The sequence below is a fragment of the Kitasatospora sp. NPDC059462 genome (assembly GCF_042749955.1).
Taxonomy (GTDB): domain Bacteria; phylum Actinomycetota; class Actinomycetes; order Streptomycetales; family Streptomycetaceae; genus Kitasatospora.
This window is the reverse complement of the sequence record NZ_JBHYUU010000004.1, coordinates 78,387-100,205: the sequence shown is the minus strand read 5'-3', so window position 1 is coordinate 100,205 and position 21,819 is coordinate 78,387. Positions and strand designations below refer to the sequence as shown.

Sequence of the window (21,819 nt, the reverse complement as noted above, 5' to 3'; positions counted from 1 at the left end):
CGGCTCCGCTTTCCGGATAACGGACCCGATGTGCCGGTATTCGAATATTTACGAAGCGTGACGAGCTATTTCGGCGCCCGGCCGGCCCGGCCCGGCGGAATTACCGCAGGTCGACGGGTGGACAAACGCGGGAGCGCGCCCTCCGGGAGGAGGACGCGCTCCGTGACGGGGCCTGGCCCCGGTGTCAACCGGTTTCCGGACCGCCCCGCTCCCCCGGGTCGGACTCGGTCCGGTCGGGCTCGGGCCGGTCGTGCTCGGGCCGGTCGTGCTCGGCGGGGTCGCGCTCGGCCGCGAAGTGGCAGGCCGACTCATGGGCGGCGGGCCCGCTCAGCCAGCCCGGCACCGCCAGCAGCGGGACCTCCACCGCGCACTTCTCCTGCGCCTTCCAGCAGCGGGTGCGGAAGCGGCAGCCGGACGGCGGGTTGGCCGGCGAGGGCACGTCGCCGGCCAGCACGATCCGGTCCCGGTTCTCGCGTGCCGTCGGGTCGGGCACCGGCACGGCGGACAGCAGCGCCTGGGTGTACGGGTGGGTGGCGTGGTCGTAGATCTCCCGGTCGCTGCCGATCTCCACCAGCTTGCCGAGGTACATCACGCCGACCCGGTCGGAGATGTGCCGCACGATCGAGAGGTCGTGGGCGATGAACATGTACGAGAGGTTGAACTCGTTCTGCAGCTGCTCCAGCAGGTTGATCACCTGCGCCTGCACCGAGACGTCCAGCGCCGAGACCGGCTCGTCGCAGATGATGATCTCCGGCTTGAGCGCCAGGCCGCGGGCGATGCCGATGCGCTGGCGCTGACCGCCGGAGAACTGGTGCGGGTACCGGTTGATGTACTCCGGATTGAGGCCCACGACGTCCAGCAGGTCCTGGACGGCCTTGCGGCGGTCCCCCTTCGGCGCCACCTCGGGATGGATCTCGAACGGCTCACCGATGATGTCCCCGACCGTCATCCGGGGGTTCAGCGAGGTGTACGGGTCCTGGAACACCATCTGGATGTTCCGCCGCACCGCCTTCAGCCCGGCCCCGGAGAGCCGCGAGATCTCCTCGCCCTTGTAGCGCACCGAGCCGCCGGTGGCCGGCTCCAGGTTCATCAGCACCTTGGCCAGCGTCGACTTGCCGCAGCCCGACTCACCGACGATGCCCAGCGTCTCCCCCTGCATGAGGTCGAAGGAGACGCCGTCGACCGCCTTCACCGCGCCGACCTGCTTCTTGAACAGCACGCCCCTGGTCAGCGGGAAGTGCTTGACCAGGTCGCGGACTTCGAGGATCGGCTCGCCGCGCGCCACCTCCTGCTCGAAGGCGGCCTCCGCCGGCGACTCGACCGCACCGGTCCCGTCAACGGTCATGGAGCGTCTCCTTCCAGAAGAAGCAGGCACTGCCCCGCCCGGCCAGCTCGGTGCCGTCGTCCTCGGTGACCGGGAACAGCTCCGGCACCTCCCGCCGGCAGATGTCCTGGGCGCGCGGACAGCGCGGGTTGAACGCGCAGCCCGGCGGGATCCGCAGCAGGTTGGGCGGCAGCCCCTTGATCGCGTACAGCTCCTGGCCCTTCTGGTCCAGGCGCGGGATCGAGTCCAGCAGCCCCCGGGTGTACGGGTGGGCCGGGCGGGCGTACAGCTCGTGCACGGGCGCCGTCTCCACGATCCGGCCCGCGTACATCACCGCGATCTTGTCGGCGACGTCCGCGACCACGCCCAGGTCGTGCGTGATGAGGATCAGCCCCATGTGGTACTCGTCCTGCAGCTCCGCGAGCAGGTCCATCACCTGCGCCTGCACGGTGACGTCCAGCGCGGTGGTCGGCTCGTCCGCGATGATCAGGTCCGGCTCCAGCGCCAGCGCCATGGCGATCATGATGCGCTGGCGCATGCCGCCGGAGAACTGGTGCGGGTAGTCGTTGACCCGCTGCCGGGCGGCGGGGATCCGCACCCGCTCCATCAGCTCGACGGCCTTCTCCTTCGCCGCCTTGCGCGAACTGCCGTGGTGGGCGCGGAACATCTCGCCGAGCTGGAAGCCGACGGTGAGCACCGGATTGAGCGAGGAGAGCGCGTCCTGGAAGATCATCGCGATCTTCTGCCCGCGCACCTTGCGCCGGGTCTCCTTGTCCATCTTCAGCATGTCCTGGCCGCGGAAGCGGATCTCACCCCGGGGGATCCGGGCCGGCGGCATGTCGAGGATGCCCATGATCGCCTGCGCGGTCACCGACTTGCCGGAGCCGGACTCGCCGAGCACCGCCAGCGTCTCCCCGGCCCGGACGCTGTAGTTGACCCCGTTGACCGCCTTCGCCACCCCGTCCCGGGTCACGAACTCGACGTGCAGGTCGCGGACGTCGAGCAGCGGCCCCTGGTAGGGCTCCTCCTGCCGCGCCTTGCCGCTATCGACTGCTGTGGTCACGATGCGTCCCCTCGCTCATCGCAGCTTCGGGTCGAGGGCGTCGCGCACCGCGTCGCCCAGCATGATGAAGGCCAGCACGGTGATGGAGAGCGCCGCGGCCGGGAAGAACAGGACGAACGGGGCGGTGCGGATCACCTTCTGGGCGGAGGAGATGTCGATGCCCCAGGAGATCGTCGGGTCCTGCAGACCGATGCCGAGGAAGCTCAGCGTCGCCTCGGTGGCGATGTAGCCGCCCAGCGCGATGGTCGCCACCACGATCACCGGGGCGACCGCGTTCGGCAGGATGTGCCGGAACATCAGCCGGCCGGTCCCCGCCCCGAGCGCCCTGCCGGCCACCACGAAGTCGGACTGCTTGACCGTCAGCACCGCGCCGCGCATCACGCGGGCGATCTGGGTCCAGCCCAGCACGCCCAGCGCGACGACCACGGTCCACACCGTGCGGGTGGAGAAGGCGTTCAGCAGCACCAGCGCGCCGAGCAGCAGCGGGATGCCGAAGAAGATGTCGATGATCCGGGAGAGCAGCGCGTCCACGGTGCCGCCGAAGTAGCCGGCCACCATCCCGGTCAGCCCGCCGAGCACGGTGACCGTGGCGGTCACGAAGATGCCGACGGTGATCGAGGCCCGCGCCCCGTACACCACCCGGGCGTAGATGGAGCGGCCCTGGCCGTCGTAGCCGAACCAGCCGGCGCCGAAGAAGTCCGACCAGTCCGGCCGCCTGAGGTAGTTGTTGACCAGGTCGGCCTTGCGCGGATCGGCGTCGGTGAACGCCCAGGGGAAGACCGCCATCACGATCAGCAGCACGATCAGCACCGCCGAGACCAGGAAGATCGGCCGCTTGCGGAGGTCCCGCCAGGCGTCGCCCCAGAGGCTGCGGGCCTCTTCCCGCTTCTCCGGGTCGGGCTCGATCAGCGTCTCCTGCTCGACCGCCATGCCCTGCTCGCCGGCGTAGTCCAAGTGGTCCACCCCCGGCTTGGGATGCGGTTCGAAGGAGCTCTCGTCGTGGACGTCAGGCATAGCGGATCCTCGGGTCCAGGACGGCGTAGAGCAGGTCGACGACCAGGGAGGCCACCAGGTAGACGATCACCAGCACGGTGACGATGCCGACCACGGTCGGCCCCTCCTTCTGGTTGATCGCCCGGTAGAGGACGTTGCCGACGCCCTGCACGTTGAAGATTCCCTCGGTGACGATCGCGCCGCCCATCAGCGCGCCGAGGTCGGTGCCGAGGAAGGTGACCACCGGGATCAGCGAGTTGCGCAGCAGGTGACGGGAGACGATGGTGCGCCGGGGCAGGCCCTTGGCCACCGCGGTGCGCATGTAGTCGGCCCGCAGGTTCTCGCCGATCGAGGTGCGGGTGAGCCGGGCGACGTACGCCAGCGACAGCGAGCCCAGCACGATCGCCGGAAGGATCAGCTGCGAGAGGTCCCGGGAGTCCTGGACGGTCGGGGTGACCCAGCCCAGGTTGGTCGCGAAGACGGTCTGCGCGATGTACGCCAGGACGAAGACCGGGATGGAGATCACCAGCAGGGTGAGGATCAGGACCACGGTGTCCTGCGCGCTGCCGCGCTTCAGTCCGGAGACCAGGCCCAGCAGCAGTCCGAAGATCATCTCGAAGGCGAAGGCCAGCAGGGCCAGCCGGATGGTGACCGGGAAGGCGTCCGCCATGATGTCGGAGACCGGGCGGCCGGTGAAACTGGTGCCGAAGTCGCCCTGGAAGAGGTTCCCCATGTAGTGCAGGTACTGCTTCCAGATCGGCTGGTCGAGGTAGTACTTGTGCTTGAGGTTGGCGACCACGGCGGGGTCGGCGGCCTTCTCCCCGAACAGCGCCGCGACCGGGTCACCCGGCAGCGTGTAGACCATCAGGAAGATCAGCAGCGTGGTGCCGAAGAACACCGGGATCATCTGCAGCACCCGCCGCAGCACGTAACTGCCCATCCGAGCCTCCCTCCTGGAGAAGTGGTCGAGTGCCCGGACCCCGCCCTCCGTGCGGAGAAGGGCGGGGCCTGCGCGGGGCGACTCGTCAGCCCTTGACCTCGACCTGGGTCCAGGCCGGGTTGCCGAAGGAGTCGAACTTCACGTTCTGGACCTTGGTGGAGTAGCCCGAGTTGGTGCGGTAGTACCAGAGCGGGATGGCCGGCATGCCCTGGGCCAGCACGGCCTCGGCCTGCTGGTAGCCGGTCACCGTGTCGGAGACGCTGGACGCCTCGTCGGCCTGGGTGGCGAGCTGGTCGAACTGCGGGTTGCTGTACCCGAAGTCGTTGGACGCCGCGCCGGTGCGGTACACGTCGGCGAGGAAGTTGGCGTTCAGCGGGTAGTCCTGGACCCAGCCGGTGCGGAAGGCGCCGTTGATCTGGTGGCCGGTGATCGCCGCGCGGGCGGTCTTGAAGTCCGGCTTGGGGTCGCCGACGCAGTCCACGCCGGTGTTCTGCCGGATCGAGTTGCAGACCGCGTCGACCCACTCCTTGTGGCCGCCGTCCGCGTTGTAGGTGATGGTCAGCTTGTTGCCGGGGACGCCGCCGCCCTCGGTGATCAGCTGCTTGGCCTTGGCCGGGTCGAACTTGCAGTTGTCACCGCACTGGCCGTCCTTGTAGCCCTCGACGCCCTCGGCGACCCAGGCGGTGGCCGGCTTGCGCGAGCCCTGGAGCACCGTCTTGGTGATGGTGTCGCGGTCGATCGCCATCGACAGGCCCTGGCGGACCTTGGCCTTCTCCGGGGGCGCCCAGTCGGCCTGGTAGAGCGTGAAGCCGATGTTCTGGATGGCGCCCTGCGGGGCGTCGATCGCCCGGTCGCCGAGGTCGCTCTTGTAGGTGGCCAGCGCCGAGGGCGGCACCTGGTCCATCACGTCCAGGTTGTTGGACTGCAGGTCGGCGTAGGCGGCCTCGGCGGTGCTGTACATCTTGAAGACGATGCCGCCGTTCTTCGGCTTGTCCACGCCCTGGTAGTCCGCGAAGGCCTTGGTGACCACCTGCTGGTTGTGGTCCCAGCTGACGAACTGGTAGGCGCCGTTGCCGACCGGCTTCTGGCCGTACCCGGTGGGGTCGTTGAAGAAGCCGTCCGGGAGCGGCGAGAAGGCGATGTAGCCGAGCTTGTACTCGAAGTACGAGACCTTGTGGCTCAGCTTGACGGTGAAGTGCAGGTCGTCCGTGACGGTCAGTCCGGACATCTTGGCCGCGGTCGGCTGCCCGCTCGCCGGGTGGACGTCCTGGTAGCCCTCGATGTCGGAGAACCAGGAGCTGTTGATCTGGTTGTTGGTGCTGGTCGCACCCCAGTTCCAGGCGTCCACGAAGTTCTTGGAGTGCACCGGCGTGCCGTCGTGGAACTTCCAGCCGTCCTTCAGCGTGACGTTGAAGGTCTGCGAGTCACTGGTCTCGATCTTGTCCGCGGCCTGCATCCGGATCTTCGCGGTCTCGGGGTCGTAGTCGACCAGACCCTTGAAGAGGTTCTGCAGGATGCGCCCGCCGCCGGTCTCGTTGGCGTTCGCGGGCTGCAGCGCGTTCTGCGGCTCACTGCTCTGGTAGCTGAAGGTCTTGCTGGTGTCCGACGAGCCGCTGCTGCCGCCCCCGTCGCTGCTGCTGCTGCATCCACTGGCCACCAGGGCCACGGACGTCGCTGCGGCGAGGACCCATCGAGCACGGGTGGCCACGGGCATGGAGGTCCCTCCTCAAGGTGTGTGACGCATCACACCCCATGAGAAGCGCGGCCGCCCGGCGGCGCGAGCGGGGAACCCCCGGACGGGTGCACCGGCGCGGCCTCGGTTGACGCCCCGGCGGACGCGGGCGCGCCGACGCCGGAGGGGCCCGTGCCGTGAACGGCGACGGGCCCCTCCGGGCGGGAACGGTCGGGCGGTCAGGCCGCGGCCGTCTCCCGGACGGCGGCGAAGTGGCACGCCGACTGGTGCTTGGCCGGGCCGCTCAGCACCTCGGGCACCGCGAGCAGCGGGACCTCGGTCGAGCAGCGCTCCTCCGCCTTCCAGCAGCGGGTGCGGAAGCGGCAGCCGGACGGCGGGTTGGCCGGCGAGGGGATGTCACCGGTCAGGATGATCCGGTCGCGGTTCGCGCGCGCCTCCGGGTCCGGCACCGGCACCGCGGAGAGCAGCGCCTGGGTGTACGGGTGGGTGGCGTTCTCGTAGATCTCCTCGTCCGTGCCGATCTCGACCATCTTGCCGAGGTACATCACGCCGACGCGGTCGGAGATGTGCCGGACGATCGAGAGGTCGTGGGCGATGAACATGTAGGAGAGCTCGAACTCGTTCTGGAGCTGCTCCAGCAGGTTGATCACCTGGGCCTGGACGGACACGTCGAGCGCGGAGACCGGCTCGTCGCAGATGATGATCTCGGGCTTGAGCGCCAGGCCGCGGGCGATGCCGATGCGCTGGCGCTGACCGCCGGAGAACTGGTGCGGGTACCGGTTGATGTACTCCGGGTTGAGGCCGACGACGTCCAGCAGGTCCTGGACGGCCTTGCGGCGGTCGCCCTTGGGAGCCACCTCGGGGTGGATCTCGAAGGGCTCGCCGATGATGTCGCCGACCGTCATGCGCGGGTTGAGCGAGGTGTACGGGTCCTGGAACACCATCTGGATGTTCCGGCGGACGGCCTTGAGGCCCGCGCCGGACAGCTTGGTGATGTCCTCGCCCTTGAACAGCACCTGGCCGGACGTCGCCCGCTCCAGGTGCATCAGCACCTTGGCCAGCGTCGACTTGCCGCAGCCGGACTCGCCGACGATGCCGAGCGTCTCGCCCCTCGCCAGCTCGAAGGAGACGCCGTCGACGGCCTTGACGGCGCCGACCTGCTTCTTGAACAGGATGCCCTGGGTCAGCGGGTAGTGCTTGACCAGGTCCTTGACCTCCAGGATGGGCTCAGCCATGGAGGGTCTCCTTCCAGAGGTGGCACGCGCTGCGGCGGCCGGTGAGCTCCTTGCCGTCCTTGTCGGTCACCTGGTGCAGCTTCGGGATCTCCGTGCGGCACACGTCGGTGGCGACGTCACAGCGGGGGTTGAACGCGCAGCCGGCCGGGACCTTGAGCAGGTTCGGGGGCAGGCCCTTGATCGCGTACAGCTCCTGGCCCTTCTGGTCCAGGCGCGGGATGGAGCGGAGCAGGCCCTTGGTGTACGGGTGCGCCGGGTTGGCGTACAGGTCGTGCACCGGGGCGGTCTCGACGATCCGGCCGGCGTACATCACGGCGATCTTGTCCGCGACGTCGGCGACCACGCCGAGGTCGTGGGTGATCAGGATCAGGCCCATGTTGTACTCGTCCTGCAGCTCCGCGAGCAGGTCCATCACCTGGGCCTGGACGGTGACGTCCAGGGCGGTGGTGGGCTCGTCGGCGATGATCAGGTCGGGCTCCATGGAGAGCGCCATGGCGATCATGATGCGCTGGCGCATGCCGCCGGAGAACTGGTGCGGGTAGTCGCCCACGCGCTGCTTGGCGGCGGGGATGCGCACCCGCTCCATCAGCTCGACGGCCTTCTCCCGGGCCTCCTTCTTGGAGGCGCCGCGGTGCACCCGGAACATCTCGCCGAGCTGGGCGCCGACGGTCATCACCGGGTTCAGCGAGGACAGCGCGTCCTGGAAGATCATCGCGATCTTCTGGCCGCGGATCTGCCGGCGCTCCTCCTCCTTCATGGCGAGCATGTCCTGCCCGCGGAAGAGGATCTGGCCCTGCGAGATCTTGCCGGGCGGCATGTCGAGGATGCCCATGATGGTCTGGGCGGTCACCGACTTGCCGGAGCCGGACTCGCCGAGCACCGCGAGGGTCTCACCGGCGGCAACCGAGTAGTTGACGCCGTTCACGGCCTTGGCGACGCCGTCCCGGGTGTGGAACTCCACGTGGAGGTCCTTGACCTCCAGCAGCGGGGTACCGACCTCCAGGCGGCCGTTCTTCTGGTTCTTCTCGATCACGGTGGTCATCGGGTCGTCACCTCTTCTCTCAGCGGAGCTTCGGGTCGAGGGCGTCGCGCACCGCGTCGCCGAGCATGATGAAGGCCAGCACGGTGATGGACAGCGCGGCCGACGGGAAGAGCAGGACGTGCGGCGCGTCCAGGAAGCGGACCGAGGCGTCGCTGATCATCAGGCCCCAGGAGATCTGCGGCGGCTGGACGCCGATGCCCAGGTAGGACAGGGCAGCCTCGGCGCCGATGTAGACGCCCAGGGAGATCGCGGCGACGACGATGACCGGCGCGATGGCGTTCGGCAGGATGTGCCGGAAGGTGATCCGGCCCGATCCGGCACCCAGCGCACGGGCGGCCATCACGTAGTCGTTGTTCTTGTTGGCCAGCACGGAGGCGCGCATGATGCGGAAGATCTGCGGCCAGCCGAGGACGGCCATCACCAGCGAGACGCTGTAGGCGTTACCGGCCCACGGGATCATCGACATGATCAGCATGCCGCCGAGCAGCAGCGGGATCGAGAAGAAGATCTCGGTGAAGCGGGACAGGATCGAGTCGACGATCCCGCCCTTCCAGCCGGCCCAGAGGCCGAGCAGGGCGCCGACCACGGTGACCACCAGGGTGGTCACGATGCCGACGATGATCGAGTTGCGGGCGCCCCACACCGTGCGGGTGTAGACGTCGCAGCCCTGGACGTCGTAGCCGAACCAGTGGTCGGTGCTCGGACGCTTCAGGGAGTTGGCCAGGTCGCAGGCGTTGCCGTCGAACGGGCTGCCGTCGGTGAACAGGCCCGGGGCGATCGAGATGACCACGAGGAAGAAGACCAGCACGGCGCCGATGATGAAGACCGGGTTGCGGCGCAGGTCGCGCATCGCGTCGGTCCAGAGGCTGGCGACGCGCTCCGGCTTCTCGGTCTTGCCCTGGCCGGCCTCGGGCCGGTTGTCCCCCGGCTGGGTCTCGGCGTCCTTGGTGATGGTGTCACTCATAGCGGATCCTCGGGTCGAGCACGGCGTACAGCAGGTCCACGAGCAGGGTGGTGACCAGGTAGATCAGCACCAGCAGCGTGACCACGCCGACGATGATCGTCCCCTGCTTCTGGTACACGGACTGGGCGAGCAGACCGCCGATGCCGTGAATGTTGAAGATCTTCTCGGTGATGACCGCACCGCCCATCAGACCGCCGAGGTCGGCACCCAGGAAGGTGACGATCGGGATCAGCGCGTTGCGCAGGGCGTGCCGGCCGACCACCCGACGGCGCTTCAGGCCCTTGGCGACCGCGGTGCGGACGTAGTCCGTGCGCATGGTCTCCATGAGGCTGGTGCGGGTCAGTCGGGCGACGTAGGCCAGCGACAGCGAGGCCAGCACCAGGGCCGGGAGCAGGTAGGCGCGGAGCCCGTCCTCCTCGTTGAACGAGACCGCGAAGATCTCGATGCCGTAGTCGTTCTTCAGCTTGACGCCGAGCACCAGCTGGAGCACGAAGCCGGTGACGAAGACCGGGATCGAGATGACCAGCAGGGTGCTGATGAGGACCAGCTGGTCCAGGAACTTCCCCTTGCGCAGGGCCGCCAGCACACCCGCCGCGACACCGATGACCGCCTCGAAGACGAAGGCGACCAGGGCGAGGTTCATGGTGTACGGGAACGCTTCGCCGATCATTTCGCTCACCGAGCGACCGGTCAGGCTCTCGCCCAGGTCGCCCTGGAAGACACCGGTGATGTAGTTCCAGTACTGAACGATGAACGGGTCGTTCAGGTGGTACTTGTTGCGGATCATCTCCGCGACGATCGGGTCGGCTCGCTTCTCGCCGGCCAGCGCCTGCACCGGGTCACCGGGCAGCGAGAACACGACGAAGTAGATCAGGAATGTCGCACCGATCAGAACAGGGATCGCCTGTATCAGTCGGCGGATCACATAGCGGCCCATCAGACCTCCACACTTTCGGACAAGGAAGGGAGGCGGGCGGAGCCGGACTGTGGTCCGGTCCACCCGCCCCCTATCGTCTGCGTCTCAGATCAGCCGGCGAGCTCGACCTCGTCCAGGTTCATGCGACCCTGGGCGTCGGTGTCGAAGTTCTTGATCTTCTTCGAGTACGCGGCGGAGGACATGTAGGTGTAGACCGGGATGTACGGCAGGTCCTGGATCAGGACGTCGTCGGCCTGCTGGTACAGCTTCAGGCCCTCCTCCGGGGTCTTCGCCTGGTCGGCCTGGTCCAGCAGCGACTCGAACTGCTCGTTGACGTAACCGCCGTAGTTCGAGCCGTTGTCGATCGCGACCTTGGAGAAGATCGGACGCTCGTAGTTCTCGATCGACGGGTAGTCCATCGACCACGCCATGCGGAAGGCACCGGAGTACTGCTTCTCGCCCAGCGCGTCCAGGATCTTGCCGAACTTCTCGAACGGCTTGGTGGTGACCTCGACGCCCAGGTTCTTCTTCAGCTGGTTGGCGACGGCCTCGATCCACTCCTTGTGGCCGCCGTCGGCGTTGTAGCCCAGCTCGATGGTGTTGTTCGGGACACCGCCGGCGGTGTCGAACAGCTGCTTGGCCTTGGCCGGGTCGTACTTGGCCGCGTCGCCCATGGCGCCCTTGCGGTAACCCGGGATCAGCGGGTTGATGAAGTCGTCGGCCGGGACGCGGGTGCCCGAGAAGATGGTCTTGGTGATCTGCTCGCGGTCGATCGCCATGGAGATCGCCTTGCGGATCTCCGGCTTGCCGTACGCGGCCGGGTTGGTCGAGATCGGGAAGCCGATGTAACCGACGCCGGACTCCGGCTTGTAGATGTAGCGGTCGCCGAACTCGCCCTTGACCGTGCCCATGGCCGAGATCGGGAGCTTGTCGGTGGCCTGGATGTTGTCGGCGCGCAGGTCGTTGTACGCCGTCTCCAGCTTGTCGTAGATCTTGAAGGTGACGCCCTGCAGCTTCGCCTTGCCGTCCGCGGCGGGGAAGTTGTCGAAGCGCTTGACCTTGATCTGCTGGTTGTGCTCCCACTTCCCGTCCATCTGGAACGGGCCGTTGCCGATCGGGGCGTCCTCGAACGACTTCTTGTCCGCGAAGAAGGCCTTCGGCAGCGGGTAGAAGGCGTTGTAGCCCAGCATGGTCTTGAACTGGGAGAACGGGTTGGTCAGGGTGACGGTGAAGGTCTTGTCGTCGACGACCTGCAGGCCCTTGAGCTTGTCGGTGGTCGGCTTCTTGTCCTTGCCCGGGGCCAGGTCGGCGGAGCCGTCGATCTTGGCGAAGAAGGGCAGGCCCTCGGCGGCGTTGTCCTGGTTGGCGCCCCAGTTCCAGGCGTCCACGAAGGACTGGGCGGTGACCGCCTCGCCGTTGTGGAAGGTGTAGCCGTCCTTCAGCTTGATCGTCCAGACCTTGCTGTCCGGGGACTCGATCGACTCGGCGACGCGCAGCTTCGGCTCGTTGGTCTTGTTGTCGTACTCGACCAGGCCGGCGAACAGCGCGTTCAGGACCTCGGCACCCTCGGACTCCGCGGTGTTCTGCGGGATCAGACCGTGCTGCGGCTCACCGAGCTGGACGGCGATCGTGCCGCCGCCGGAGGACGCCTTGTCGTCGCTCTTCGAGCTGGTGCTGCAGGCGGTCGCCGCGAGGGCGATCGCGGTCGCCGCGACGATCCACTTGGTCTGGGTTGCACCACGCATGGGGGGATGCCTCCTGAATTCGACTTTCCAACGAGGAGAGCACCGCGGGCGGTTGGTCCGGTCCGCCGTGCCGTCCGCGCTCGTGGTTTCGGCGCGCACCCCTGCGCGTTAACCCTTGACCCGAGCCTGACTGCACCCACTATGTGTCACGCACGGACACGAAAGTGACCACTGCCGATCTCAATTAGGTCACATGAACGGTCGGTAAGTTTCGAAAATCGGACATATGAGACATACTCAGACAGGCATCAACCGGACAGTCGTCATGAATGACGGACTGTCACGTTCGCTCAGCGGACACCTTGGCGTGGTAGGCGCTATTCCGTTTATACGCGCGTCGACAGCGTGGAGTAGTTGAAAAAGTTCGCCCCCCTCTCCATCGGAAAGGGGGGCGAACGTTTCCGGCCAAAGCACCGCCGGAGGGGCTCAGAGCGCCGTGATCACGCCTTCTTCGCGCGCGAAGCGGTCCGGCCGCGGTCCTTCTGGTCCAGGACGACCTTACGGATGCGAACCGTCTCCGGGGTCACCTCGATGCACTCGTCCTCGCGGCAGAACTCCAGCGACTGCTCCAGCGAGAGCTTGCGCGGCGGGACGATCGACTCGGCCACGTCGGCGGTCGAGGACCGCATGTTGGTGAGCTTCTTCTCCTTGGTGATGTTGACGTCCATGTCGTCGGAGCGCGAGTTCTCGCCGACGATCATGCCCTCGTACACCTCGGTGCCCGGCTCGCAGAAGAGCACGCCGCGCTCCTGGAGGTTGGTCATCGCGAAGGCGGTGACCACACCGGCCCGGTCGGCGACCAGCGAGCCGTTGTTGCGGGTGGTGAGCTGGCCGAACCACGGCTCGTGGCCCTCGTGGATCGAGTGCGCGATGCCGGTGCCGCGGGTGTTGGTCAGGAACTCGGTCCGGAAGCCGATCAGACCGCGGGACGGCACGACGAACTCCATCCGGACCCAGCCCGAGCCGTGGTTGGACATGTTGTCCATCCGGCCCTTGCGGATGCCCATGAGCTGGGTGACGGCACCCATGTGCTCCTCGGGCACGTCCACGGTCAGGCGCTCGACCGGCTCGTGGGTCTTGCCGTTGACCTCCTTGGTGACCACCTGCGGCTTGCCGACGGTCAGCTCGAAGCCCTCGCGGCGCATGGTCTCGATCAGGATGGCCAGCGCCAGCTCACCGCGCCCCTGCACCTCCCAGGCGTCCGGGCGCTCGGTGTCCAGGACGCGCAGCGAGACGTTACCGATCAGCTCGCGGTCCAGGCGGTCCTTCACCTGGCGGGCGGTGACCTTGCGGTCGACCTTGGCGCCGGACTTGGCGTCCGCGCCCTTGCCGCTGCCGCCCCGGCCGACCAGCGGCGAGGTGTTGGTGCCGATGGTCATCGAGATGGCCGGCTCGTCCACCGTGATCAGCGGCAGCGCGATCGGGTTCTCGGTGTCGGCGAGGGTCTCGCCGATCATGATGTCGGAGATGCCGGCGACGGCGCAGATGTCACCGGGGCCCGCCACCTCGGCCGGCTTGCGGGTGAGCGCCTCGGTCATCAGCAGCTCGGAGATGCGGACGTTGGAGATGGAGCCGTCGCGCTTGATCCAGGCCACCGTCTGGCCCTTGCGCAGCTCGCCCTGCTCGACGCGGAGCAGCGCGATGCGGCCGAGGAAGTTGTCGGCGTCCAGGTTGGTGACGTGCGCCTGCAGCGGGGCGTCGGCGTCGTAGGTCGGGGCCGGGACGTGCTCCAGGATGGTGGAGAAGAACGGCTCCAGGTTGTCGCTGTCGGCGGGAACGGTGCCGTTCTCCGGCTTGGTCAGCGAGGCGACGCCGTCACGGGCGCAGGCGTAGACGATCGGGAACTCGATCTGGTCCTCGTCCGCGTCCAGGTCGAGGAACAGGTCGTAGGTCTCGTTGATGACCTCGTCGATCCGGGCGTCCGGACGGTCGGTCTTGTTGATGCAGAGGATGACGGGCAGCCGCGCCGTGAGCGCCTTGCGGAGCACGAAGCGGGTCTGCGGCAGCGGCCCCTCGGAGGCGTCGACCAGCAGGACGACCGCGTCCACCATCGACAGACCGCGCTCGACCTCGCCACCGAAGTCGGCGTGGCCCGGGGTGTCGATGATGTTGATGGTGATCGGCGCGCCACCGTCCTTCGGGTGGTACTTGACTGCGGTGTTCTTCGCGAGAATGGTGATGCCCTTCTCGCGCTCCAGGTCGTTGGAGTCCATCATCCGGTCGTCGAGCTGCTGGTGGGCGGCGAAGGCGCCGGCCTGCTTCAGCATGGCGTCGACCAGGGTGGTCTTGCCGTGGTCGACGTGGGCGACGATGGCGACGTTACGGATGTCATTGCGCGTGGGCATGCCTAGCAGATTCTCCCGGAATCGTGGGTTACGGCGCCCGGCTGCGTGACGCGCACTTGCGACCCCTGTCGGCCGCCACCACCCGTTCCGCCTGCTACTACCGGTCCACCCGCCGGGCAGGACATGCCACGGCTTCCTCCTATGGTACGGGGAACCGCCCAGCTGGGCCGAAACGGGCAGGAAGCGCGGGGTGGGGATCACACCCCGTTCACCCGCCCTTCACCCGGTGACCTCGGTGCCCCGGTCCGCCGCCCCTCCCGCGGCGGTCCGCCGCTCCTCCGCCCAGCCCAGGTCCTGGAGGCGGGGGCGGCCGAGGCCCCGGACGCCGGCGCCGGTGACGCCGGTGCGCACCCCGAGCACCTCCGGGCGCTGGAACAGCGGCACCGAGTGGCCCAGCTGCCAGATCCGCACGTCGGCCTCCTGGAGCAGGGCCCGGCGGGCGGGCGGGTCGGGCTCGGCGGCGGCGCGTTCGAAGAGGCGGTCGATCTCCTCCGTCCCGGCCCGGGCGTAGTTGCGGCCCGCCACCGGGGCGCCGTCCGGGCCGGGGCGGGGCTTGGCGTAGACGGGCCGCTGCTCGTCGGCCGGGGCGGGTCCGGCCGGCCAGGCGAACAGGGCGAGGTCGTAGTCGCCGGCGGCCAGGTGGTCGCGGACGAAGGCGTCCGCCGGCGCCTCGGTGACACGGACGGCCGCCCCGGCCGTACCGAGGTCCGCCGCCACCGCCTCGGCCGCCCGCCGCAGGGTCGCGGAGCCGGCCGGGACCAGCAGGGTGAGCGCCAGTTCGCGGCCGGCCCCGGTCCGGGTGGCGCCGGCGGCGGGGCGCCTCCAGCCGGCCTCGTCCAGCATCCGCCCGGGGTCGGCGCCGCCCAGTGCGTCGGCGTCGTCCCGGTAGCCGGGCTGGTCGCCGGCCAGCAGGTGGTGGCCGAGCGGTGCGGCGGGCAGCCCGAACGGCGCCAGCGCGGCCCCGGCGGCGTGCCGGCGGTCGACGGCGCGGGCCAGCGCCCGGCGCAGCGCCGGGTCGGTGAGCGGTTCGCGGGCGGCGTTCAGGGTGAGCTGGACGAGGCCGGCCCCGGCGGCCCGGTGCAGGGTGACGCCGGGCAGCGTCCCGGCGCGCCGCAGGGCCTCGGCGGGGTCGGCACCGGCGTGCTCGACCGCCGTGGTCAGCGGGGCGAGGTCGAGCCGTCCCGAGGCCAGCTCCTCGGTCCGCCGCTCGGCCGGGACGGCGAGGAACTCGATGCGGTCGGCCTTGGCCGGCTCGCCCCACCAGAACGGGTTGCGGACCAGGGTGGCCCGCCCGCCCGCCGGGTCGTACCCGTCGACCAGGAACGGGCCGGCGGTGGGGTGGGCGGTGCCGCCGGGCAGCGGGCGGCCGAAGGCGGCGGCGGTGGCGGTCTCGGCGGCGGGGTAGAGCGGGCCGAAGAGGGCCTGCCACTCTCCGCAGGGCCGGCGGAAGGTGACCTTCACCTCGTGCGGGTCGGCGCCGCGGGCGATCGAGTCGACGGCCGCGTACCCGGCCGGGCCGACGGCGGTGGAGGCGGGGTCGAGGCCGGAGAGCGCGGCCCGCTGGGCGATGAAGTCGGCGGCGGAGAGGGGGGTGCCGTCGCTCCAGACGGCGTGCGGGTTGAGGTGGTAGGTGACCACCTGGGGCAGCTGTCCGGGCGGCGTGGACTCGGCGGCGGCCAGGTAGTCCGGGTCGGGCGTCCACTCGCCGTGCGCGTCCGGCCGGAACATCGCGGGGTAGAGGGCGTGCGCCAGCAGCGCGGACTCGGGGGTGGCGGCGGGCTGGTGGACGTTCAGGGTGGCCGGGACGGCGTCGACGGCCCAGCGCAGGGTGCCGCCGTCGCGGACGGCGGCCCGGTCGGCCGGGCCGAGGTCCCCGGTGACGACGGCCGGGGCGGGCGGCGCGGGGTCGGGCGTCCGGCCGGGGCGGGCCGGGTCGGGGCCGCCGAGGCAGCCGGCCGTGACACCGAGGGCGAGCAGCAGGGCGGCGGCTGCGACGGGGAGGCGGGCGCGCATGGCGGCCATGGAACGCCGCCCCCGCGCGCCCGGCGGCCCCGACACGGCGGCCCGGCGGGCGACAGCACCCGGTCGGGCGCATGTCACCCGCTCCGCGTCCGGGGCGGGCGCCGGCTAGAGCCCCAGCTCGAACCAGACGATCTTGCCCTTGGGCGTGCGCCGGCTGCCCCAGCGTTCGGCGAGCAGGCTGACCAGCTGGAGTCCGCGCCCGCCCTCGTCGGTCTCGTGGGCGCGCCGCTGCCGGGGCTGGGCGTAGCCGTCGTCCCAGACCTCGCACACCATGGTCGAATCCCGCAGCAGCCGCAGCCGGATCTCGCCCCGGCCGTGCCGCAGCGCGTTGGTGACCAGTTCGCTGACCAGCAGCTCGGTGGTGTCGACCAGCTCGTCCAGACCCCGGGCGAGCAGCCAGCTGCACGCGTACTCGCGGGCCTTGGAGACCGAGGTCGGCTCGGGCGGCAGGAACCACTGGCCGACGGCGTCGTCCGGGAAGGCGTGCACCTTGGCCATCAGCAGGGCGATGTCGTCCTCGCCGTGGTGCGGGTTGAGCTCGCCGAGGACGTGGTCGCAGAGGTCCTCCAGGTTCTTGCCCTCGTCGGACAGCGCGGTGCGGAAGGCCTTCAGGCCCTCGTCCAGCTGGTGCTTGCGGCTCTCCACCAGGCCGTCGGTGTAGAGGCCGAGCACCGCGCCGTCCGGGAGGGTCAGCTCGACCTCCTCGAAGGGCTCGCCGCCGACGCCGAGCGGCAGGCCGGGCGGGACGTCCAGCATCCGGGCGGGCTCGCCGGGGCCGAGCAGGACGGGCGGCAGGTGGCCGGCGTTGGCGAAGGTGCAGCGCCGGGTGACCGCGTCGTACACCGCGTAGACGCAGGTGGCCAGGTAGACCTCGCGGGCCTCCTCGTCGGCGCTGGAGGTGAGCCGCCCGTACGGGTTGGAGCGGCCGGTCGGCGCGGTGTCGTCGCCGAGGCCGCGGGCGATCTCGTCGAGCGCGGCGAGCACCTCGCCGGGCTCCAGGTCGAGCATGGCCAGGGTGCGGACGGCGGTGCGCAGCTGGCCCATGGCGACGGCGGCGCGCAGGCCGCGGCCCATGACGTCGCCGATGACCAGGGCGGTGCGGTTGCCGGGCAGCGGGATGACGTCGAACCAGTCGCCGCCGACCTCGGTGTTGTTGTTGCTGGGCAGGTAGCGGCAGGCGATCTCCAGGCCGCTGGCGACCGGGTTGCCCGGGGGCAGCAGGCTGCGCTGGAGGATCAGCGCGCGCTCGTGCTCGCGGCGGTAGAGCCGGGCGTTGTCGATGCAGACGGCGGCGCGGGCGACGAGTTCCTCGGCGATGGCGACGTCGCGGGCGTCGAAGGGCTCGCTGCCGATCGCCCGGGAGAGCTGGACCAGGCCGAGCACCTGGTCGCGGGCGACCAGCGGGACGATCAGGGTGGAGCGCAGCAGCGGGTCGGGGCCGGGCTCGGGGACGACGCTGCGGCCGGTGCGCAGCGCCCGGGCGTGCGGGGAGCGGCGCGGGTAGCAGAGGGTGCCGCCGGCCTCGGCGATGGGCAGGCCGGTGACCGAGCCGAGCACCGAGGAGGCGCCGCCGACCACGCTGGAGACGGCGACCCGGCGCAGTTCGCCGCTGCCGTCGGTGAGCACGGTGTCGCCGAGCCGGCCGGCGCTGGGCACGGTCTCGCCGGAGAGCAGCGCGGTGTAGAGGTCGACGGTGGCGAGGTCGCAGAACGGCGGGACGACGACGTCCAGCAGTTCCTTGGCGGTGGTCTCCAGGTCGAGGGTGGAGCCGATGTGGGCGCTGGCCTCGTTGAGCAGGGCGAGGTTGCGGCGCACGCCGTCGGCCTCGCGTTCGGCGACGTGCCGGCTGGTGACGTCGGAGACCTGTCCGGCGACGCCCATCGGCTGGCCGGCCGCGCCGTTGAGGCGGTAGAGCGAGACGGCCCAGAGCCGGTTGCCCTCGCGGGTCGGCACGGCGGCGTGGAAGCGCAGGTCGAAGACGGGCTCGCCGCTGGCGAGGACCTTGCGCAGGGCGGCGGTGAGCCGGTCGGCCTCGGAGCCGGGGAAGATGTCGTGCGGGGTGAGGCCCTCCAGGTCGGTGGGGGCCAGGCCCATGCCGGAGGCGAAGGCGTCGTTGACGCGCTGGAAGCGCAGCCGCTCGTCGAAGAGGACGAACCCGGTCGGGGTCTGGCCGAAAACCGCCTCCGAGGCGGCCAGATCCGTCTCGATCCGGCGCAGCCGGCCGAGGTCGACCGCGAGACAGGTGGCGCCGGCGGCGGGCAGCTCGCTGTCCGGCATCAGGTAGAGCTCGGCGAGGCCCTCGCCGCCGTCGGCGTGCCGGTACGGGGTGGTGCCGACCCACTCCTCACCGGCCAGGGTGCGCTCCAGCCGGGCGCGCCCGCGCTGCCAGAGCTCGCGCGGGACGAAGGTGGTCACCGGGTCGGCGCCGACCGCCTCGACGGCGGGGACCCCGAAGAACTCGGCCGCGCGGTCGCTCCACTGGCTGATCCGGCCGTCGGGGCCGATCGCGAAGGTGGCGACCCGGATGTAGTCGTAGATCGAGCCCGGGTCCCCGGCACCCCACCGCTGCTCCTCGGCCGCCGGCCGCGGGGCGCGGGCGCGGGCGGGCAGGTGGTGGTGGGCAGGGCCGGGCACGTGTTGGGCGCCGGCCTGCCCGGGTACAGCGGCATGACCGCTGCTGCTCGGCGCATTGCGCGCCGGGGTGCTGTTCACGGACCGACCCCTCCAAACCCGCGACCGTCCGGATGTCGAGAAGACCGAGTATTCATCATCGAGGGGTACGTTCACACGCCCTCAACATCACAACATCAGATCGGGCGAAGGTTTTTGTCCTACCGCCCGCGCAACCACAATGCCACGCTCGCGCCCCCTGCCGGAGCGCGCGCTCCCCCGGCCGCGGCCGGCGGCCCGGACTCAGCCGCCCGACAGCTCCGCCTCGGGGGTGCCCGGCAGCCCCTGTTCGAACCAGACCACCTTGCCCATCCCCTCCGCCCTGGCCCCCCAGCGCAGGGCCAGCCGGGTCACCAGCTCCAGCCCGCGGCCGCCCTCGTCCGCCTCGGCGGCGTGCCGCTCGCGCGGCGGGTCCGGCAGCGGGTCGGAGATCTCCACCAGCAGCGTCCCGCCGAGCGTCAGCCGCACCCCGATCGGCGCGCTGGCGTACCGGACGGCGTTCGTGACCAGCTCGCTGACCAGCAGCTCCGCGGTGTCGGTCAGCTCCTCGACGCCCCATTCGGCGAGCGTCGCGCGGACCAGCCGGCGGGCCCGGGAGACGGCGGTCGGCTCGGCGGGCAGCGTCCAGCCCGCCGTCGGGGTGCCGGCCTGCCCGTGGCCGAGCCGGGCCAGCAGCAGCGCGACGTCGTCCGGCTCGCGGCCCTGCTCCATGGTGTCCAGCACCGCCTCGCAGGCCGCCTGGATCGACGCGTAGGGCTCCTGGAGCACGGTGAGCAGCCGGCCCAGACCGACGTCGAGGTCCTTGTCCCGGGACTCCACCAGGCCGTCGGTGCACAGCGCCAGCAGGCTGCCCTCGGGGATCTTCAGCTCGACGGCCTCGAAGGGCACGCCGCCGACCCCGAGCGGGGCGCCGGAGGGCAGCTCCAGGATCCGGCCGGCGCCGCCGGGCAGCGGGCCGCCGTCGCGGGTCGGTCCCTCGGCCCCCTCCCCCGGCACCACCAGCACCGGCGGGATGTGGCCGGCCTTGGCGGCGGTCAGGGTCGCGGTGGCCGGGTCGAACACCGCGTACACGCAGGTGGCGAGCAGCGCCTCGTCCGGGCCCTGGGCGAGGTCGTCGGCCAGCTCGTGGACGTGCCGCAGCAGCACGTCGGGCGGCAGGTCGAGGGCGGCCAGCACGCGGACGGCGGTGCGCAGCCGGCCCATCGTCGCGGCGGCGCGCAGCCCGTGGCCCATCACGTCGCCGACCACCAGCGCCGTCCGGTCGCCGGGCAGCGGGATGACGTCGAACCAGTCGCCGCCGACCTCGGTGCCGCTGCTGCCGGGCACGTACCGGTAGGCGACCTCGACGCCGGTGGGCTGCGGCACCTGCTGCGGCAGCAGGGTGCGCTGGAGGGTGAGGGCGGCGGTGCGTTCGCGGGCGTACAGCCGGGCGTTGTCCAGCGAGGAACCGGCCCGGTCCGCCATCTCGACGGTGAACGCCAGGTCGTCGCGGTCGAAGCCCTCGCGGTAGCCGGCCCGGCTGACCAGCAGCAGGCCGATCACGATGCCCCGGGCCCGCAGCGGCACCACCAGCATCGAGTGCACGCCCAGGTCGTGCGCGGCCTGCATCTTGGGGTCGCCGGCGTAGGTGACGTCGCTCAGCTGGTCGGCGCCGGAGAGCAGCTCGGGCACGCCGGTGCGCAGCACCCGGCCGCAGGCGGAGTCCTCGGCGAAGGTGATCCGGGCGCCGCGGCGCAGCATCACCTCCACCTCCGGGCCGTCCTGGACGGAGGCGGTGCCGAGCTGGAGCAGCGAGGTGCGGCGGTCGTGGCCGTGCCGGGGCAGGTCGTCACCGTGCGCGACGGCCTGCAGCAGGATGACGGCGGCGTGGTCGGTCAGCCGGGGCACCACCGCACTGGCCAGCTCCTGCGCGATCCGTGAGGCGTCCAGCAGGTCACCGACCCGGGAGCCGAACTCGTTGAGCAGGGAGAGGCGGCGGCGGGCGTGCTCGACCTTGGCCACCGCCCGGTAACGCTCGGTCACGTCCATCACGGTGCCGGAGATGCCGAGGACCCGGCCGGAGCGGTCGGTCATCCGGCTGTAGGAGACCGAGCGGTAGCCGGAGCGGGCGGTGATCGGCGAGGCGAGGGTGACGTCGATGACCGGCTCGCCGGTGGCCAGCACCTGGCGCTGGATCGCGGTGATCTCGTCGGCGGCCCGCTCGGGCAGGGTCTCGCCGGTGGTGCGGCCGACGTGGTCCTCCAGCGCGACGCCGTTCATCTCGGCGAGGGTCCGGTTGACGGCGGTGTAGCGCAGTTCGGTGTCGAGGATGGCGATGCCCAGCGGGGACTGCTCGAACAGCGCGTCGCGCACCGCGAGGTCCCGCTCCACCGCCCGGACGGCGTCCGCGCCGGCCAGGTTGACCTGGAGGAACGGGGTGCCGTCGCCGTCGACGAGGAGCGAGATCCGGGCGTCCACCAGCACCGGGACGCCGTCGCGGTCGATCAGCTCGGCCGGGCCGGCCCAGCGGCCGTGGCGCAGGGTGTCCTGGATCGCGGTCCGGATCCGGGCCACCTGTTCCTCGTCGGGGATCAGCTCGTCGATCCGGCGGCCGACCAGCAGCTCGCTCGGCCAGCCGAGCAGGTCCTCGGCGGCCGGGCTCCAGAGCACCACCCGGCCGGCCGTGTCCAGGATCGCGATGGCCACCCTGACCACGTCGAAGAGGCTGCCCCCGGGGCGCTCCCCGCCGCCCCCGGCGGGGGCCTCGGGGACGGCGCGCGGGCCGCCGGGGAAGGGCCGGCCGGGGCGGCTGCGCATCCCGGAGGACGGGGCCGCGTCGGGCACCGTGAGGGACGGGGCGGGCTGCACCGGCGGGGCGGACGGCGCCC

The 21,819-nt window shown here is 70.8% G+C and carries 14 protein-coding genes; all 14 read right to left on the bottom strand.

Going from position 1 to position 21,819, the window contains the following annotated elements:
- Positions 1 to 184: 184 nt before the first annotated feature.
- The 14 genes from ACFXAM_RS02440 to ACFXAM_RS02375 all read right to left on the bottom strand — a co-directional run bounded on the left by ACFXAM_RS02440 (position 185) and on the right by ACFXAM_RS02375 (position 21,748).
- Complete coding sequence (locus ACFXAM_RS02440; RefSeq protein ID WP_380287122.1) at positions 185 to 1,345, bottom strand: ABC transporter ATP-binding protein; 1,161 nt, start codon at positions 1,343 to 1,345, stop codon at positions 185 to 187.
- Positions 1,335 to 2,387 (bottom strand): ABC transporter ATP-binding protein, encoded by a 1,053-nt coding sequence (locus ACFXAM_RS02435; protein ID WP_380287121.1) that lies wholly within the window; start codon positions 2,385 to 2,387, stop codon positions 1,335 to 1,337. The genes ACFXAM_RS02440 and ACFXAM_RS02435 overlap by 11 nt, the downstream gene beginning before the upstream one ends.
- Positions 2,388 to 2,402: 15 nt before the next feature.
- Positions 2,403 to 3,317 (bottom strand): ABC transporter permease, encoded by a 915-nt coding sequence (locus tag ACFXAM_RS02430; protein WP_380287136.1) that lies wholly within the window; start codon positions 3,315 to 3,317, stop codon positions 2,403 to 2,405.
- Positions 3,318 to 3,393: 76 nt separating this feature from the next.
- Positions 3,394 to 4,320, bottom strand: a complete 927-nt coding sequence (locus ACFXAM_RS02425; RefSeq protein WP_380287120.1) for an ABC transporter permease — start codon at positions 4,318 to 4,320, stop codon at positions 3,394 to 3,396.
- Between the two features lie 85 nt (positions 4,321 to 4,405).
- On the bottom strand, positions 4,406 to 6,034 hold the full coding sequence (locus tag ACFXAM_RS02420) for an ABC transporter substrate-binding protein (RefSeq protein WP_380287119.1): 1,629 nt from the start codon (positions 6,032 to 6,034) through the stop codon (positions 4,406 to 4,408).
- 197 nt (positions 6,035 to 6,231) lie between these two features.
- Positions 6,232 to 7,248, bottom strand: coding sequence for an ABC transporter ATP-binding protein (locus ACFXAM_RS02415; RefSeq protein ID WP_380287118.1), 1,017 nt, complete (start codon positions 7,246 to 7,248; stop codon positions 6,232 to 6,234).
- Positions 7,241 to 8,290, bottom strand: a complete 1,050-nt coding sequence (locus ACFXAM_RS02410) for an ABC transporter ATP-binding protein (RefSeq protein WP_380287117.1) — start codon at positions 8,288 to 8,290, stop codon at positions 7,241 to 7,243. The genes ACFXAM_RS02415 and ACFXAM_RS02410 overlap by 8 nt, the downstream gene beginning before the upstream one ends.
- Positions 8,291 to 8,309: 19 nt before the next feature.
- Positions 8,310 to 9,254, bottom strand: a complete 945-nt coding sequence (locus ACFXAM_RS02405) for an ABC transporter permease (RefSeq protein ID WP_380287116.1) — start codon at positions 9,252 to 9,254, stop codon at positions 8,310 to 8,312.
- The gene (locus tag ACFXAM_RS02400; protein ID WP_380287115.1) at positions 9,247 to 10,191 is read right to left on the bottom strand and encodes an ABC transporter permease; all 945 of its coding nucleotides are present in this window, start codon (positions 10,189 to 10,191) and stop codon (positions 9,247 to 9,249) included. Before ACFXAM_RS02400 ends, ACFXAM_RS02405 begins: the two co-directional genes overlap by 8 nt.
- An 89-nt stretch (positions 10,192 to 10,280) precedes the next feature.
- Positions 10,281 to 11,915 carry an ABC transporter substrate-binding protein gene (locus ACFXAM_RS02395; protein WP_380287114.1) on the bottom strand — a complete coding sequence of 545 codons (1,635 nt, stop codon included), beginning with the start codon at positions 11,913 to 11,915 and terminating at the stop codon, positions 10,281 to 10,283.
- Between the two features lie 440 nt (positions 11,916 to 12,355).
- Complete coding sequence (typA, locus tag ACFXAM_RS02390; RefSeq protein ID WP_380287113.1) at positions 12,356 to 14,260, bottom strand: translational GTPase TypA; 1,905 nt, start codon at positions 14,258 to 14,260, stop codon at positions 12,356 to 12,358.
- A gap of 219 nt (positions 14,261 to 14,479) precedes the next feature.
- Positions 14,480 to 16,273 (bottom strand): ABC transporter family substrate-binding protein, encoded by a 1,794-nt coding sequence (locus ACFXAM_RS02385; protein WP_380287112.1) that lies wholly within the window; start codon positions 16,271 to 16,273, stop codon positions 14,480 to 14,482.
- Positions 16,274 to 16,387: 114 nt separating this feature from the next.
- Positions 16,388 to 18,994, bottom strand: coding sequence for a SpoIIE family protein phosphatase (locus ACFXAM_RS02380; RefSeq protein WP_380287111.1), 2,607 nt, complete (start codon positions 18,992 to 18,994; stop codon positions 16,388 to 16,390).
- 201 nt (positions 18,995 to 19,195) lie between these two features.
- Entirely contained in the window at positions 19,196 to 21,748 is a 2,553-nt protein-coding gene (locus tag ACFXAM_RS02375) for a SpoIIE family protein phosphatase (protein WP_380287109.1), read from the bottom strand.
- Between the last annotated feature and the right edge of the window lie 71 nt (positions 21,749 to 21,819).

What these genes read in the sequence shown, in the direction of transcription:
- ACFXAM_RS02440 (WP_380287122.1), bottom strand. Translation starts at nt 1,345, where the DNA reads ATGACCGTTGACGGGACCGGTGCGGTCGAGTCGCCGGCGGAGGCCGCC.
- ACFXAM_RS02430 (WP_380287136.1), bottom strand. Translation starts at nt 3,317, where the DNA reads ATGGCGGTCGAGCAGGAGACGCTGATCGAGCCCGACCCGGAGAAGCGG.
- ACFXAM_RS02425 (WP_380287120.1), bottom strand. Translation starts at nt 4,320, where the DNA reads ATGGGCAGTTACGTGCTGCGGCGGGTGCTGCAGATGATCCCGGTGTTC.
- ACFXAM_RS02420 (WP_380287119.1), bottom strand. Translation starts at nt 6,034, where the DNA reads ATGCCCGTGGCCACCCGTGCTCGATGGGTCCTCGCCGCAGCGACGTCC.
- ACFXAM_RS02415 (WP_380287118.1), bottom strand. Translation starts at nt 7,248, where the DNA reads ATGGCTGAGCCCATCCTGGAGGTCAAGGACCTGGTCAAGCACTACCCG.
- ACFXAM_RS02410 (WP_380287117.1), bottom strand. Translation starts at nt 8,290, where the DNA reads ATGACCACCGTGATCGAGAAGAACCAGAAGAACGGCCGCCTGGAGGTC.
- ACFXAM_RS02405 (WP_380287116.1), bottom strand. Translation starts at nt 9,254, where the DNA reads ATGAGTGACACCATCACCAAGGACGCCGAGACCCAGCCGGGGGACAAC.
- ACFXAM_RS02400 (WP_380287115.1), bottom strand. Translation starts at nt 10,191, where the DNA reads ATGGGCCGCTATGTGATCCGCCGACTGATACAGGCGATCCCTGTTCTG.
- ACFXAM_RS02395 (WP_380287114.1), bottom strand. Translation starts at nt 11,915, where the DNA reads ATGCGTGGTGCAACCCAGACCAAGTGGATCGTCGCGGCGACCGCGATC.
- typA (WP_380287113.1), bottom strand. Translation starts at nt 14,260, where the DNA reads ATGCCCACGCGCAATGACATCCGTAACGTCGCCATCGTCGCCCACGTC.
- ACFXAM_RS02385 (WP_380287112.1), bottom strand. Translation starts at nt 16,273, where the DNA reads ATGCGCGCCCGCCTCCCCGTCGCAGCCGCCGCCCTGCTGCTCGCCCTC.
- ACFXAM_RS02375 (WP_380287109.1), bottom strand. Translation starts at nt 21,748, where the DNA reads ATGCGCAGCCGCCCCGGCCGGCCCTTCCCCGGCGGCCCGCGCGCCGTC.